Origin of the sequence: Arthrobacter sp. LjRoot78, from assembly GCF_964254335.1 — a bacterium.
Classification (GTDB): domain Bacteria; phylum Actinomycetota; class Actinomycetes; order Actinomycetales; family Micrococcaceae; genus Arthrobacter.
Window position 1 is genome coordinate 4,082,729 of record NZ_CAXUTG020000001.1, and the last position, 14,725, is coordinate 4,097,453.

12 protein-coding genes are annotated in these 14,725 nt (G+C 67.9%); 5 read left to right on the plus strand and 7 right to left on the minus strand.

Annotated features, from left to right (window positions below):
- Nucleotides 1-2: 2 nt before the first annotated feature.
- The 4 genes from ACSQ1X_RS18980 to bcp all read left to right on the plus strand — a co-directional run bounded on the left by ACSQ1X_RS18980 (nucleotide 3) and on the right by bcp (nucleotide 3,841).
- On the plus strand, nucleotides 3-1,208 hold the full coding sequence (locus ACSQ1X_RS18980; protein ID WP_436058840.1) for a glycerate kinase: 1,206 nt from the start codon (nucleotides 3-5) through the stop codon (nucleotides 1,206-1,208).
- Nucleotides 1,201-2,544 carry an allantoinase AllB gene (gene allB / locus ACSQ1X_RS18985; RefSeq protein ID WP_436058841.1) on the plus strand — a complete coding sequence of 448 codons (1,344 nt, stop codon included), beginning with the start codon at nucleotides 1,201-1,203 and terminating at the stop codon, nucleotides 2,542-2,544. Before ACSQ1X_RS18980 ends, allB begins: the two co-directional genes overlap by 8 nt.
- An 11-nt stretch (nucleotides 2,545-2,555) precedes the next feature.
- Nucleotides 2,556-3,275 (plus strand): winged helix-turn-helix domain-containing protein, encoded by a 720-nt coding sequence (locus ACSQ1X_RS18990; RefSeq protein ID WP_436058842.1) that lies wholly within the window; start codon nucleotides 2,556-2,558, stop codon nucleotides 3,273-3,275.
- An 86-nt stretch (nucleotides 3,276-3,361) separates the two neighbouring features.
- Entirely contained in the window at nucleotides 3,362-3,841 is a 480-nt protein-coding gene (gene bcp, locus ACSQ1X_RS18995) for a thioredoxin-dependent thiol peroxidase (protein WP_055798141.1), read from the plus strand.
- A 173-nt stretch (nucleotides 3,842-4,014) separates the two neighbouring features.
- Here the strand turns inward: bcp and ACSQ1X_RS19000 are convergent, their stop codons facing one another.
- Both ACSQ1X_RS19000 and ACSQ1X_RS19005 read right to left on the minus strand, forming a co-directional pair.
- Nucleotides 4,015-4,980, minus strand: coding sequence for a polysaccharide deacetylase family protein (locus tag ACSQ1X_RS19000; RefSeq protein ID WP_436058843.1), 966 nt, complete (start codon nucleotides 4,978-4,980; stop codon nucleotides 4,015-4,017).
- A 14-nt stretch (nucleotides 4,981-4,994) separates the two neighbouring features.
- Complete coding sequence (locus tag ACSQ1X_RS19005) at nucleotides 4,995-6,527, minus strand: purine-cytosine permease family protein (RefSeq protein ID WP_436058844.1); 1,533 nt, start codon at nucleotides 6,525-6,527, stop codon at nucleotides 4,995-4,997.
- Nucleotides 6,528-6,634: 107 nt separating this feature from the next.
- Between ACSQ1X_RS19005 and ACSQ1X_RS19010 the strand changes: the two genes are divergently transcribed.
- Nucleotides 6,635-8,266 carry a PucR family transcriptional regulator gene (locus ACSQ1X_RS19010; protein ID WP_436058845.1) on the plus strand — a complete coding sequence of 544 codons (1,632 nt, stop codon included), beginning with the start codon at nucleotides 6,635-6,637 and terminating at the stop codon, nucleotides 8,264-8,266.
- A gap of 173 nt (nucleotides 8,267-8,439) precedes the next feature.
- Here the strand turns inward: ACSQ1X_RS19010 and purU are convergent, their stop codons facing one another.
- From purU to ACSQ1X_RS19035, 5 genes are read right to left on the minus strand one after another with little or no spacing between them, the layout of a single operon-like run.
- On the minus strand, nucleotides 8,440-9,345 hold the full coding sequence (gene purU / locus ACSQ1X_RS19015) for a formyltetrahydrofolate deformylase (protein ID WP_436058846.1): 906 nt from the start codon (nucleotides 9,343-9,345) through the stop codon (nucleotides 8,440-8,442).
- 3 nt (nucleotides 9,346-9,348) lie between these two features.
- On the minus strand, nucleotides 9,349-10,722 hold the full coding sequence (locus ACSQ1X_RS19020; protein WP_055798163.1) for an L-serine ammonia-lyase: 1,374 nt from the start codon (nucleotides 10,720-10,722) through the stop codon (nucleotides 9,349-9,351).
- Nucleotides 10,722-11,357 (minus strand): sarcosine oxidase subunit gamma, encoded by a 636-nt coding sequence (locus ACSQ1X_RS19025; RefSeq protein ID WP_436058847.1) that lies wholly within the window; start codon nucleotides 11,355-11,357, stop codon nucleotides 10,722-10,724. The genes ACSQ1X_RS19020 and ACSQ1X_RS19025 overlap by 1 nt, the downstream gene beginning before the upstream one ends.
- Nucleotides 11,350-14,292 (minus strand): sarcosine oxidase subunit alpha family protein, encoded by a 2,943-nt coding sequence (locus ACSQ1X_RS19030; protein ID WP_436058848.1) that lies wholly within the window; start codon nucleotides 14,290-14,292, stop codon nucleotides 11,350-11,352. Before ACSQ1X_RS19030 ends, ACSQ1X_RS19025 begins: the two co-directional genes overlap by 8 nt.
- Complete coding sequence (locus ACSQ1X_RS19035; protein WP_436058849.1) at nucleotides 14,289-14,708, minus strand: sarcosine oxidase subunit delta; 420 nt, start codon at nucleotides 14,706-14,708, stop codon at nucleotides 14,289-14,291. Before ACSQ1X_RS19035 ends, ACSQ1X_RS19030 begins: the two co-directional genes overlap by 4 nt.
- Nucleotides 14,709-14,725: the final 17 nt, after the last annotated feature.

Sequence of the window (14,725 nt, forward strand, 5' to 3'; positions counted from 1 at the left end):
CCATGCGGATCGTGATCGCCCCGGACAAGTTCAAGGGCTCGCTGTCCGCCCCGGACGTGGCCCGGCACCTGGCTGCCGGGCTGCAGTCCGCCACGGGCCACAACCTTGAGGTACTCCGGATTCCGGTGGCCGACGGCGGCGAGGGCACCCTCGATGCCGCCGTCGGCTCCGGCTTCTCCTGCCGGAGCGCCACGGTCAGCGGCCCTACCGGGCAGCCGCTCCGTGCGGACTTTGCCGTCCGCGGCCGCGAAGCGGTCATCGAAATGGCAGCGGCTTCCGGCCTCGCCGTCCTCCCCGGCGGCACCCTGGATGCCAAGGGCGCCACCAGCCTGGGCACCGGTGAACTGATCCGGGCAGCGCTCGACGCCGGATGCCGGCAGATCATTCTCGGCGTCGGCGGGAGCGCCAACACAGACGGCGGCGCCGGCGTCCTGCAGGGACTCGGCGCGCAACTCCTCGACGCCGACGGCAACGAACTGCCGCCGGGCGGCGCGGCCCTCGCCAGGCTGGACCGGATCGACTTCTCGGGCTTCGATTCCCGCCTGGACGAGACGCGCTTTGTCCTGGCCAGCGACGTGGACAACCCCTTGCTCGGGGCGGAGGGCGCTCCCGCGATCTTCGGCCCGCAGAAGGGCGCCACGGCGGACGACGTCGGAACCCTCGACGCGGCGTTGCAGCATTTCGTGGACGTCCTCGCCGCCGAGATCGGGCCCCGCGCACTGAAGGCCGCGGAAGCACCGGGCGCCGGAGCGGCAGGCGGCGTGGGCTACGCCGCCATCGCGGTCCTGGCCGCAACGCGCAGGCCCGGCATCGACGTCGTGCTTGAATTCACCGGGCTGGCCGACCGGCTGGCCGGCGCCGACCTGGTGATCACCGGCGAAGGCAGCCTGGACGAACAGAGCCTGCTCGGCAAGACGCCCATGGGCGTGGCGCGTGCTGCTGAACAGGCCGGCGTTCCGGCGGTGGCCGTCTGCGGCCGGACCACCCTGACACCGGAACAACAAAAGGATTCCGGATTCCGGCAGGTCTACCCGCTGACCGCGCTGGAGGCCAAGGTAGAAATATGTATAGCCGAAGCAGGACCCCTGCTTGAACAATTGGGAAAGCACATCGGCGCGGAACTGGCGGACCTGACCCAGGCCCCCGCCCCGGCCGGTCCCACCACGCCGGTGAACAGCGCCCGCACTAAGGAGCCCCTCAATGTCTGAAGAACGCTTTGACCTCGTTATCCGGGGCCAGCGCATCCTCACCACGGTCGGCATCGCGCCCCGTGAAGTGGGCGTGCGCGGCGGCAAGATCGTGGCCATCGAACCGCTCGGCAACGGCCTGGCCGGCACCGAAGTGGTCCAGCTCGCCGACGACGAAACCCTGATTCCCGGCCTGGTGGACACCCACGTCCACGTCAACGAGCCCGGCCGCACCGAGTGGGAGGGCTTCGCGTCCGCCACCCGCGCCGCAGCGGCCGGCGGTGTCACCACCATCATCGACATGCCGCTGAACTCCATTCCGCCCACCACCACCGTGGAAGGTCTCAAGCTCAAGCGTGAAGTGGCCGAGGACCAGGCGTTCGTGGACGTCGGCTTCTGGGGCGGCGCGGTTCCCGGCAACAAGGCGGACCTGCGCCCGCTGCACGACGAGGGCGTGTTCGGTTTCAAGTGCTTCCTGCTGCACTCCGGCGTGGACGAGTTCCCGCACCTGGAAGCGGACGAGATGGAAGAGGACATGGCCGAGCTCAAGTCCTTCGACTCGCTCATGATCGTGCACGCCGAGGACTCGCACGCCATTGACCGCGCACCCCATCCCGGCGGCGACCACTACTCCACCTTCCTGGCGTCCCGCCCCCGAGGCGCCGAAAACAAGGCCATCGCCGAGGTGATCGAACGTGCCCGGTGGACCGGTGCCCGCGCCCACATCCTGCACCTCTCCTCCTCGGACGCGCTCCCGATGATCGCCTCCGCAAAGCGCGACGGCGTCCACCTCACCGTGGAGACATGCCCGCACTACCTCACGCTCATGGCCGAGGAGATCCCCGACGGCGCGACTGCTTACAAGTGCTGCCCGCCGATCCGCGAGGCCTCCAACCGCGAGCTGCTCTGGAAGGGCCTGCAGGACGGCACCATCGACTGCATCGTGTCCGACCACTCCCCGTCGACGCTGGATCTGAAGGACCTGGAGAACGGCGACTTCGCCGTGGCCTGGGGCGGTGTCTCCTCGCTGCAGCTGGGCCTCTCGCTCATCTGGACCGAAGCCCGGCACCGCGGCATCCCGCTGGAGCAGGTTGTGTCCTGGATGGCCGAGAAGCCGGCCGCCCTGGCACGCCTGTCCAACAAGGGCCAGCTGGCGCTCGGGTTCGACGCCGATTTCTCGGTCTTCGCCCCGGACGAGGCCTTCGTGGTGGATGTTTCCAAGCTCAAGCACAAGAACCCCATCACGCCGTACGACGGCAAGGCGCTCTCCGGCGTGGTCCGGAAGACATTCCTGCGCGGACATGAGATCGACGGCCAGACCCCCAGCGGCAAGCTCATCCGCCGCGGCGGCGTCTGAGGAACCACGCCGTGGCTGTCCAGGTACATTCCCCGCGCGGCATATGTGCGTCCGCTCCGGCGAGCACTGCTCCGGCGAAGGCCGGGGCAGCGGCGCGGGGTCCGCAGCTCAAGGCCCACGGCCTGGCCGTCTGGGTGACGCCGGACGGCGGGCAGGACATTGACGACGCCGTGATGGCGCGCGCCGCGGAACTGTTGCTGGCGCGTGCCCTGAAGATTGCTCCGGAGGCGGAAGTCCACGTCTGGCCCGCCGCCGGAGCTGCAACTTCCGCTGCCGAGGCTGCCCTGCCGGGGGGACCGCACGGGGCAGCCGGCAGCGGAACCCGGGTGCCGTCGTCTGCCCTTCCGGAGGACTCCCCGGAAGTGGACGACGACGGCGCCACTCTCCTGCCGCCGTCGGCCGGTCCCGCGAGCCTGGTGTCAGTGGATCTTGCCGCCGGCGAGGTTCTGCTGGACGGCAAGCTGGTGGCGCTGACCGGCGTCGAATTCAAGCTGCTGCGCTACCTCGTGGAAAACTGTTCGCGGGCCATCAGCCGTGAAGAGCTGCGGCTCTTCCTGGAATCGTTCGATTCCCCCGCGGCGGCCTCCCGTTCCATCGATGTGTATGTGGGCCGGGTGCGGCGGAAGCTGCGCCGCGGCCGGCATGCGATCGCCACGGTGCGCGGCGGTGGCTACCAGTTCGTCCCGGGCCCGCACACAAAAGTTCGCGGCCCCGCGGAATACTGCATCTGAAACGGTGGTTGTGCCAGTAGAAACCAGCGCAGCCAGCCCGTTCAGTACGCAAGCTTTGTCAGTAATCAGACTCCCGAAGGATCATCATGACCCCCACTCTGACCACCAAGCTCCAGCCCGGAACCCAGGCACCGGACTTCACCCTGCCGGACGCTGAGGGCAAGCCGACGTCGCTGGCCGATTACCGCGGCAAGAACGTCATTGTGTACTTCTACCCGGAAGCGGCCACCCCGGGCTGCACCACCGAGGCGTGCGATTTCCGCGACAGCCTCGAGTCCCTGCAGGGTTCCGGCTACGAGGTGCTCGGAGTTTCCCCCGACGCCCCCGAGAAGCTGGCACACTTCACCGGCGACTTCGCGCTGACCTTCCCGCTCCTGGCCGACGAGGACCACGCTGTTGCACTGGCCTACGGCGCCTGGGGTGAAAAGCTGCGCGACGGCGAGGTGACTGAAGGAATTGTCCGCTCCACCGTGGTTCTCGACCCCGAAGGCAAAGTGAAACTGGCCCAGTACCAGGTCAAGGCCCAGGGCCACGTCGCGGCGCTGAAGGAAGCCCTGGGCGTCTAGCCCCCGCCCACTACCAGGACCCTCTCTCACTTCCTGCGCCTTTTGCCCCAACGCTCTCTCACCTGTCGCGCCAAAAGCCGGAACCCTCTCTCACTGTCTTGGAGAAAGTGAGAGAGGGTTCCGGCTTTTCCGGTAGATAGTGAGAGAGGGTCCCGTGGTTCGCGTGTCCGGGGTTAGTGGTGGAGCCGGTCGGAAGCCAGCGCGGACTGGCGGACCTGCGCCGGAGTGAAGCGGGCGCCGGCGTCGGGGAAGCGGGGAACCTCGATCCGCGCATGGCTGTGGACTTCAGAAACCGTGTCCCGCGTGTGCTCGGCGATCTTTGCCATCGTGGTGACCCACATGCCGTCCATGGCCTTGACCCGGCTGATCAGCTGCTCGAGTGCCACAGCCTTGGAGGGCCGGCCCGAGATGAACGGGTGGTTGGTCAGCACGAAACAGCTCCCGGCCGCGTGGTGCGCCTCGGCTTCCAACGTCCACATCTCGAGCACCTTGGCGGGGCTTTCGATGACGCCGCTGCCGGTCACTCCGGGATAGAACGCGTACTGCTCCCAGTCGTCCAATGCCCAGTCGACCGGGATCTCGACCAGGTCCCTGGAGTCACCCTCGGCGACGCTGAAGCGATACGGTGCATCGCCGTCGAGCAGGCTTGAATCGTAGAGGAAGCCGCGGTCTGCAAGGAGGGCCGGCGAGTGCCAGTTGAGCTCCCACCAGGGGGCGCGGTAGCCCACGGGCCGGACGCCCGCCACCTTGGCCAGTGCTTCCAGTCCACGGTCGATGTACCGCGCCTCGGTGGCGGCGTCGATGCCCTGCATGGGTTCGTGCAGGTAGCCGTGGTGGGCGATCTCATGGCCCGCGTCCACGATCCGCCGCACCACGTCGGGGTAGCTCTCGGCCGTGAAGCCGGGGACGAAGAAAGTGGCCTGGATATCCTGGCGCTGCAGGATCTGCAGCAGCCGCGGCACAGCAACCTTGGGTCCGTATGACTGGTGGGTCATGAGCGACATCCGGCGCGTGCTGGTGGGATCGTGGGCGATGGTGCAGGATTCCGCGTCCACATCGAACGTGAAGGACGCGGCCGCCCGGTAGCCTCCGGGCCAGGTGATGGGATGGGCGGAGTCCGGGAAAGCGGGGAAGTCCATGGTCCGGTTCCTTTCTACAGTGAGACTGCGGTTGTTGCCGGGCGGACTGAAGTTTCGGATGCAGTGTCTTCCGGGACGATTACCTGCTGAGCTGCGGCACTGGCCAGAAACTTGCGGTGAACCCGGGGGCCAAGCACCGCGTAGCTTGCAGCGCTGCTGAGTCCGCCGGCCAGCCAGGACAGGTCCCAGCCGCCCAGGGCCACGGCGATGGGGCCCTGCATTGCGGGGACAAGCCCGTACATGAACAGCCAGGTGGCGAAGATGCCGACCAGGAGGGATACGACGCCGGCCCAGTTGACTCCGGGGAGCCGCTTGGTACCCACGCGGTCGAACAGCCGCGAGGCGTCACTGGGCCAGCGCTTCTCGACCCAGAAGTAGTGCACCAGCATGACCCCGCCCCAGGCGGCCACCCATGCCACGAGTCCGATCAGCCAGGCATCCAGCACTGCGGCGAAGTCTTCCTGGAAGATGAAGAACACGACGGCGGCCAGCGAGAACACGCCGACGAACAGGTTGAGCTTGCGGCGGCTGATGGTGATGTCGAGCGCCTGCGTGGCGACCGAGAAGGTGTAGATGTTCAGGATGTTGGTGGCGATGGGCCCGTGCAGGACCATCAGGAGCACGGGAAGTGCGAGGACGCCGAAGTTCTGGACAATCAGCTTTCCGGGATCGATCTCGCCGCTGTTGGTGGCGAGGCTGGCGCCCAGGATTCCGAGCCAGACGACGGGGATGAACTGGCCCAGGACTGAGGCCAGGTAGACCTTGCGCTTGGGCACTTCGGTGCTGACGAAGCGGGAGTAGTCGGCGGCGTAGGTGAACCAGGTGATCCCCCAGCCGATGCCGATTGCCGTCATGACGGCGCTCATCGCGGCAATCCGCTCCGAGCCTTCGAGGATGTTGCCGGCAGGTCCGGCGTAGGACCAGTTGATCTTCATGCCGAACCAGGCGACGGCGGACATCACCGCGAGGATGATGATGGTGGGCGGCACGGTCCACTTCTCAAAGGCCGCGATGGCCTTGTAGCCGAACCAGGCGATGGCTACCTGTGCAGCCATGATAGTGGTGGCGACGCCGATCTTCCACGCGTAGTTCTGGGCAGTCGGGTCAACCCAGCCGAGGGTTCCGAACAGCGCCATGACGAGGTCCAGGATGATCCATGTGTTCACCGCACACCAGCCGATGACCAGCAGCGCCTGGATGGCGGCGGGCAGGTAATTTCCGCGCCTGCCGAATGCCGCACGGGCCAGCACCATGCCTGTTGCCCCGGTCTTCTGGCCGAGCAGGACGAAGCAGCCGAAGAGGAGCATCCCGATCAGGTTCCCCAGGACCAGAACGGTGACGGTGTCGGCAAAACCAAGCCCGAGGTGGATGCCCAGGGCGCCGAGCACCCAGTTGATGGGTGCGAGGTTTGCGCCGGCCCAGATCCAGAACTGGCCGGATACCTTCCGGGTCCGCTGGGATTCGGGAATGGGCTGAAGCCAGGCTTCGACGTCTTCGCCGGCTACGGGCGCTTGGCCGGCCGGGACTGCAGTGGAGTTGTGTTGCATGGGGGCCTCCGTAGGGGGAAAGGGGTATATCCAGATTATGTGTTGCAGGCCACACCCAACAAGATACGATGTGTACATCAAAACGACCCTTTGCATTACGGAGCGTCATGCCGATCAAACTCAGCGATGTCATGAACCACGCCACCTTCACTGCCGCGGATCCGGTGCTCCGCGCCGGCGCGGCCGCAGCGGCCGATACGCAGCTGCGCTGGGTCCACTCCAGTGAGGTTCTGGACATTGCACCGTTACTTAGCGGCGGCGAACTGCTCCTCACCGGCGGCGACGCCCTGGTCACAGCCTCGGACGCGCGCCGCGTGGAGTACATCCGCCAGTTGGCTGAGCGCGGCGTCGGTGCGCTAGCGGTGGAAACGGGCCAGCGGCTCGCGTCGCTTCCCTCCTCCATGGTCCGGGCGGCGGAGGAAGCCGGACTGCCGCTAATCGAATTCCGCAAAGTGGTGCCGTTCGTGGGCATCATGCAGGCCATCAATTCGATGCTGGTCAGCGAATCCGTGGCCCACCTGCGCCGTGCGGACGAGGCCAGCCATGAGATGGCTGTTGAGCTGGCCCACGGGAGCAGCCTGGACCAGATCCTTGCCGTCCTGGCCGGAATCATTGACGCGACACTGGAGCTCTCGTCCGTGTCCGGTGTGACGCTGGGCAATGCCGGCCCCAACGGCGCCGGCACCCGGCCGGAGGGCACCGGCTCTCCGACCGACGACACCGGCAGTCGGCCGGAGGGCACCCGCTCTCCGACCGACGGCCCCGGCAGTGACGAGGAGCCCGGACACACGGCCGGCCCGGGCACTGGCGGCACCGTCATCAACATCGATGTGCCGGTCCGCGGCGTGCCGTCAGCGAGGCTGATCATCACCGTCCCGGCCGACGGCGACATCAACCTCGCGCGCGTTGCCGGCGGCCGCTGCGTGGACATCCTATCGCTGGCCCTGCTGCAGCGGATGCCGCCCGGGTTGAAGGAAGTGGCAGGGACTGCACTGCTGCGCGCCGTCAGTTCCGGCAGCCAGCCGTGGCGGCTCCAACAGCTCTCGCCGGCCGCCGGCATTCCGCCCTCGGCGACGATGGTCGCCGTCGTCGTCCGGACATCCACGTCGCAGCAATTGCGGGTGGCCATGGACAAGATCCTCAAGAAGTCGGCCCAGCAGAGTGCCAGCTACGTGGACAATGCGGAGGTCCTGGCGCTTGCCGCCCTTCCGTTCGACGGGGCCGCGTCGGCGCGGGCCGAACTCGTTGCCGCGCTGGAGGAGCTCCCGGTTGAGGCCGGAACCATGACGGCGGTGGGCCCGCTGGCAGCCGGGATCGAGAACGCGCCGTGGTCGCTGTCGGAGGCGAAAGTCGCACTGGATCTTGCGGTAAACAGTTCACTCCGCGCTGCGGCGCGGCCGACGTCGGACACCGGCGGCGTGGTGCTCGACGTCGAAAATCTCGCCGTGGAACGTCTGGCGGCACAACACCTGGACCAACGTGCGCGGCAGGATTTTGTCCGCCAGCAGCTGGGGCCCGTGCTGGATCACGATACCCGGCGGAACTCGCAGCTGCTGGAAACGCTGGCAACGTGGCTCGACTCCGGCTGCAACACGGCGCAGGCCGCACGGGAGCTGCACGTGGAGCGGCAGTCGATGCACCACCGGCTGCAGCGGATCTTTGAGCTGTGCGGCGGGGATCCGCGCGGAACCGGCCGGCTCGCCGCGCTCCACCTGGCCACCCGGCTGGCCGCGCCGTAGCCCGGCCCGGACCGCCCAAGCGCCCAGAGCGCCCTCTCCCCCGGGACGCTCTCTCACTTAACGCAGGAAAAGCCGGGACGCTCTCTCACTTCCCCCAAGGAAGTGAGAGAGCGTCCCGGCAAAACCGACAGGAAGTGAGAGAGCGTCCCGGCTCCCGGCAAAACCGACAGGACCTAGCGGAGCACCACGGTCCGGTTGCCCTGCAGGATGACCCGGCCCTCGCAGTGCCAGCGCACTGCGTTGGACAAAGCCTTGCACTCCGTGTCGCGGCCGGCGGCCACCAGATCTTCCGGGCCGTAGGTGTGGTCCACCTCAACCACCTGCTGGGCGATGATGGGTCCCTCGTCCAGTTCGCCGTTGACGTAGTGCGCGGTGGCGCCCACGGTCTTCACGCCGCGCGCGTAGGCCTGGTGGTACGGCTTGGCGCCCTTGAAGCTGGGCAGGAACGAGTGGTGGATGTTGATCGCCTTGCCGTCCAGCTTGCGGGTGAGGCCGTCGCTGAGCACCTGCATGTAGCGGGCCAGCACCACCAGCTCCACGTCGTACTCGTCCACCAGTTCCAGCAGCCGCGCTTCGGCTTCGGGCTTGGTGGCGGCGGTGACGGGCACGTGGAAGAACGGGATGCCGTGCCATTCCACCAGCGCCTGATGGTCGGTGTGGTTGGAAACCACGGCCACCACGTCCACCGGGAGTTCGCCGATCCGGGCACGGAACAGCAGGTCGTTGAGGCAGTGCCCGAACTTAGACACCATGATCAGCACCTTGCGCTTGGAGCCGTGCGGCTCCAGCCGCCAGCTCATCCCGAAACGTTCGGCCACCGGACCAAAAGCGGTCCGCAGCGTGTCCGCGGTGGAGGCATCGCCGTCGGACGCAAAGTGCACCCGCATGAAGAAGTGCCCCTCGGACCGTTCGCCGAACTGCTGGTTGTCGATGATGTCGCAGCCGTGTTCCAGCAGGAAGCCGGACACGGCATAGACGATGCCCGGCGACTCGCTGCAGTCCAGGGTCAGGACGTGCTCCACGGTGGTGGCCGGCGCGGCGGCTGACGGCAGGGAAGTTTCAGTCTCAATGGCAGTCATGGCTCAGCACTCAATCACGTTGACGGCGAGGCCTCCGCGGGAGGTCTCCTTGTACTTGGTTTTCATGTCGGCTCCTGTTTCGCGCATCGTTTTGATGGCTTTGTCGAGGGATACCTTGTGGCTGCCGTCGCCGTGCAGGGCAAGGCGGGCGGCGTTGATGGCTTTCACACTGGCAATGGCGTTGCGTTCGATGCAGGGAATCTGCACCAGGCCGCCCACGGGGTCGCAGGTCAGCCCGAGGTTGTGTTCGATGCCCACTTCGGCGGCGTTTTCCACCTGTTCGGGCGTGCCGCCGAGGACCTCGCACAGCCCTGCCGCCGCCATGGAGCAGGCCGAGCCCACTTCGCCCTGGCAGCCCACTTCCGCACCGGAAATGGAGGCGTTGATCTTGAACAGGATCCCGACCGCGGCCGCGGCCAGCAGGAAGCGGACCACCCCGTCGTCGTCGGCTCCGGGAACAAACTTGGTGTAGTAGTGCAGCACCGCCGGCACAATCCCGGCGGCACCGTTGGTGGGGGCAGTGACGATGCGCCCGCCGGCGGCGTTTTCCTCGTTCACGGCCAGCGCGAAGAGGTTCACCCATTCCATCGCCCGGAGCGGATCGGTCACGCCGGTGTCCGCCGTCAGGGTTTTGAACAACGACGGCGCCCGGCGCCTGACGTTCAGCCCGCCGGGAAGGATCCCTTCCGCAGCGCAGCCGTTGTCCACGCATTCGCGCATGACGGCCCAGAGCTTCAGCAGCTCCGCGCGGAGCTCGGCTTCGCTGCGCCACACCAGTTCGTTGGCGAGCATGACGTCGGAGATGGACATCCCTTCGCGGCGGCAGATCTCAAGGAGTTCGTCGGCCGTGGTGAAGGGGTACGGCAGCGGGGTGTCGTCCGCCACCACTTTGTCGCCGGCGTCGGCGTCCCCGTCAACAACGAAGCCGCCGCCAATCGAATAGAAGCTCCGTTCGCTGAGGACGGCGCCCTTGTGGTCCAGCGCGCGGAAGGTCATGCCGTTGGGGTGTGCGGGCAGGGACTTGCGGCGGTGCAGCACCACGTCCTCGTCCCAGTTGAAGTCCACCCGGTGGTCCCCGCCGATCCGGAGTTCGGCGTCGAGCGCGGCGGCAGCCACCTGGTCGTCCGCGGTGGAGGTGTCCACCGTTTCCGGGTCCAGGCCCTGGAGCCCGAGCACCACGGCTTTATCGGAGCCGTGGCCCCGGCCGGTGGCGCCGAGCGATCCGAACAGTTCGGCCTGGACCCGCGTGGTGGCGCTCAGGTGGCCGTCACCTTTGAGCCCTTCGGCGAACAGCTTCGCCGCCCGCATCGGGCCGACCGTGTGTGACGACGACGGCCCGATGCCAACGGAGAAGAGGTCCAGGGCGCTCAGCGCCATCAGGGCACCTCGGGGGAGGCGTATTCCCTCATGGCGTCCAGGAGCCAGCGGCCCAGGAAGTCCGCGAACGAAGCCCGCGGGAAGAGCCGGAAGCTCTCCTCGCCGGACTTCAGCAGGACCACCGGGATGTTGCCCACCTCGGTGTTCAGGGCTGTCCCCGGCTTGATGCTGCGGGGGTGCAGGTCAACTGCGCAGCCCTTCTCCAGGACGGCGCGGGCACGCGGGCCGGAGAGTTCGAACGTGGTGCGGTTGGCGGAGAGGTCCACCACCTGGCCCGGGGCGTCGCCCAGGGCCGCCGTGAGGGAACCGATCAGGTCTCCGCCCAGGGAGTCGTGGGCTTCTTCCGGTGCCACCACCAGGAATTCCGCCGGTCCGAGCCACAGGACGCTGACGCTGCCCGTGCCGCCCACTTCACCGCACCGCGCCGGCAGACCGCCGGCAACTGAAGCGATCCGTGAGCCCTGCTCGGAGCGGGGGTCCACGCGGATCCCGGCCATGGTCTGGAACGGGCCTTCCTTCAGGACGACCGTTCCCTCTACGGAGCCGGCTTCCAGTGCGGAGGCCAGGTGGGAGGCCGGGCTGCGGCGGATGTCCCGGAGTCCATTGATGCCTTCGAGTGCTGCGGTGTTAGCCATCTTTGCGGGTCCCTTCGGGGTCAAAAAGTACGGTTTCGGCGATGACGACATCAACCAGCTGGTCTCCGGCTGCGGCCACGAGGGTCTCGCCGATGCGGTTGCGGCCGTTCTTGATCAGGGCCAGGCCAAACGACCGGCCCAGGGCGGCGCTGTGGTAGCTCGAGGTCACGAAGCCCTGCATGGGGACGGGTCCGTAGGCAGGGTTGACGGTGATGCCCTTTTCCACGAGCTGGGTGCCTTCCGGCAGCCGCAGCGTTCCATCCACGGGAAGGACGCTGACCAGGTGCTTGCGGTCCTCGCGGCTGGCGTCGGTCCGCGAGTAGGAGCGCTTGCCGATGAACTCCTTGGCCTTGGAGACCACCCATTCCATTCCCGCGTCCTGCGGGGTGACGGTGCCGTCGGTGTCCTGGCCGACGATCGGGTAGCCCTTTTCGGCGCGGAGCACGTGCATGGTTTCGGTGCCGTAGGGGGTGATGCTGAATTCGGCCCCGGCGGCTGCCACGGCTTCCCAGGTGTTGAGCCCGTACCAGGACGGCACGTTGATTTCGTAGGCCAGTTCGCCGGAGAACGAGATCCGGCAGATCCGGGCCTGAACACCGGAGGCCAGGGTGGTTTCGCGGAACGTCATGAACGGGAAGGCTTCCGCTTCCAGGCCGCCGTCAGCGGCCAGTTCGGGCGCCAGCTTCGCGATCACTGCGCGGGACTTGGGCCCGACGACGGCAATGGTGCTCCACTGTTCGGTCACCGAGGTGCAGTGCACGTCGAGCTCAGGCCATTCGGTCTGCAGCCATTCCTCCAGCCAGTCCAGCACCTTCGCGGCGCCGCCGGTGGTGGTGGTCATGAAGAACCGGTCCTCGTCGAGGCGCAGGGTCACGCCGTCGTCGAAAATCATGCCGTCCGGGCCGCACATGACGCCGTAGCGGGCGGAACCAGGGGCGAGCTTCTTGAACGCGTTGGTGTAGATCCGGTTGAGGAACTCACCGGCGTCCTTGCCGCGGATTTCGATCTTGCCCAGCGTGGTGGCGTCCATGAAGCCCACGGATTCGCGGACTGCAGCGCACTCGCGCAGCACGGCGGTGTCCATGTCTTCCCCGGCCTGCGGGTAGTACCAGGGGCGCTTCCACTGCCCCACGTCCTCGAACAGTGCGCCCTTGGCAACGTGCCACGGCTGGATCGAGGTGACGCGGGCGGGGTCGAACAGCTCGCCGCGCTGGCGTCCGGCGAGTGCTGCAAACGCCACCGGGGTGAACGGTGCCCGGTAGGTGGTGGTGCCGATGTCGCCGATGCCGCGGGACGCTTCGCCTGCCGTGCGGAGTGCGGCGGCGATGACGCCGATCGCGTTGACGCCGGAGGTCTTGCCCTGGTCGTTGGCGGTGCTGATGGAGGTGTAGCGCTTGATGTGCTCCACGGACCGCATGCCGGCACCGGTGGACCGCAGCACGTCAGCCACGGACTGGTCGCGCTGGAAGTCCACGAAGTGGTGGTGCCAGTCATCCGGTGTGCCTTCCTGGCCCGGAACCAGCCACAGCTGGCGGGTGGGGGCGGATGCCTTCGGTTCACCGATGACGGCGGGCTTGGTTTCGGATGCGAAGCCCGCGGCGATGGCCGCCGAGGCTCCGGCGGAGATGCCTTCGGCGAGGCAGTCCTCCAGTTCGAAGCTGCCGCGGCCCGAGCCGATGGTCTGCTGGTTCGGGACAACGGTGCTCGGCACGAAAGCGGCGAGCTCATCGTCCCAGCGCAGCTTGCCCTGCCGCTGGGAGTGCAGGTGAACCAGCGGGCTCCAGCCGCCGGAGACGGCCAGCAGGTCGCAGGCGATCTCTTCGACGCCGGAGGTGAGTTCGCCGTCGTCGTTGATGCTGCGGACGGTCACGCTGCTCAGCCGGCCTGCCCCGTCGGCCGACGTGTTGGCTACGGCGCTGCCGATCAGCACGCGGGTGCCGGATTCGACGGCGGCGGCGGCCACCCCGGTGAGGCGGGGGCGGGCGTCCACGACGGCGGCGACCTTGACGCCGGCGGCGCGGAGGTCCGCGGCCACCGCGTAGGCGCTGTCGTTGGTGGTGCTGATGACAACGCGCTGCCCGGCGGCAACGGCGTAGCGGTTGAGGTAGGTGCGGACGGCCGAGGCGAGGATGATGCCGGGGCGGTCGTTGTTCTCGAACACCAGCGGGCGTTCGTGGGCGCCGGGAGCAAGCACCACCTGGTTGGCACGGATGTGCCAAATACGCTGGCGGGAGACGCCGGGGGCGGCCGGGCTGGAGAGGTGGTCGGTGCGGTTCTGGACCGCGACGACGTAGTTGGCATCGTAGGCGCCGAAGGCGGTGGTGCGGTTCAGGACGGTGCATTCGGCTGCGGAGACGAGTTCGGCTTCCACATCCGCCACCCATTCCAGGGCCGGCTTGCCTTCGATGGCCTCGGCAAGCTCGGGCGCGGTGGAGCCGGACAGCAGCGTACCGCCCAGTTCGGGCTGGTCATCCAGCAGCATGACGCGGGCGCCGGTGCGGACTGCTTCGCGGGCCGCGGCCAGGCCGGCGGGGCCGCCGCCGATCACCAGGACGTCGGTGTGGACGAACTTCTTGTCGTACTCGGCGCGGTCCTCCTCGGGGTCCAGGCGGCCCAGTCCGTTGAGCAGGTCCGCCTTCAGGCCGTCCACCAGGGTGACGGTGGTGGCGGGGAGCATGGACTCGGCCACGTGGCCCGGGAAGCGTGCTTCGACGCGTACCAGCGCGTTGGATTCCTCCACGCCGGCGGACATGATGCCGCGGGCGCGGCCCTCGTAGAGCGAGTTGCCTGCGGCGATCCGGCCGTTGGCGAGCAGGGCTGAGGCGAGCGTGTCGCCGGGGTGGCCCGTAAATTCCTCGCCGTCCACGGTGAAACGCCAGGAAATGCTGCGGTCGATGCGTCCGCCGGCGGCGAGGCGGGCGTTCTGGGAAGTCACTTGGTTGCTCCTTCCGGGGCGGTGGTGCTGGTTGGCGAGATGCTGGTTGCGGAGGTGCTGGGCGCGGCGGTGCCGGTGGTGGTGCTGTCAGCGGCGGTGCTGGCAGTTCCTGCGTCCGGGGCCGCCACGGCGGCCGCGCCGGCGGCTGCCGGACGGGGGGTGCCCATCGGGTAGACGGCCTGGATGTCGTACGTGACCGTGTCGCGGAGCATGTTGAACCACTGGCGGCAGCCGGTGCTGTGGAGCCAGCGTTCGGCGAAGGTGCCCTTGGTGTTGTCGCGGTAGAACAGGTACTCGGCCCACTCGCGGTCGGTCAGGTCGTTCGGGTTCTCCGGGTAGGCCACGTGGGCCTGGCCGCCGTAGTGGAACTCGGTCTCGTCGCGCGAGCCGCAGTTGGGGCATGAGATAAGCAGCATGTGCGTCTTCTTTCTAT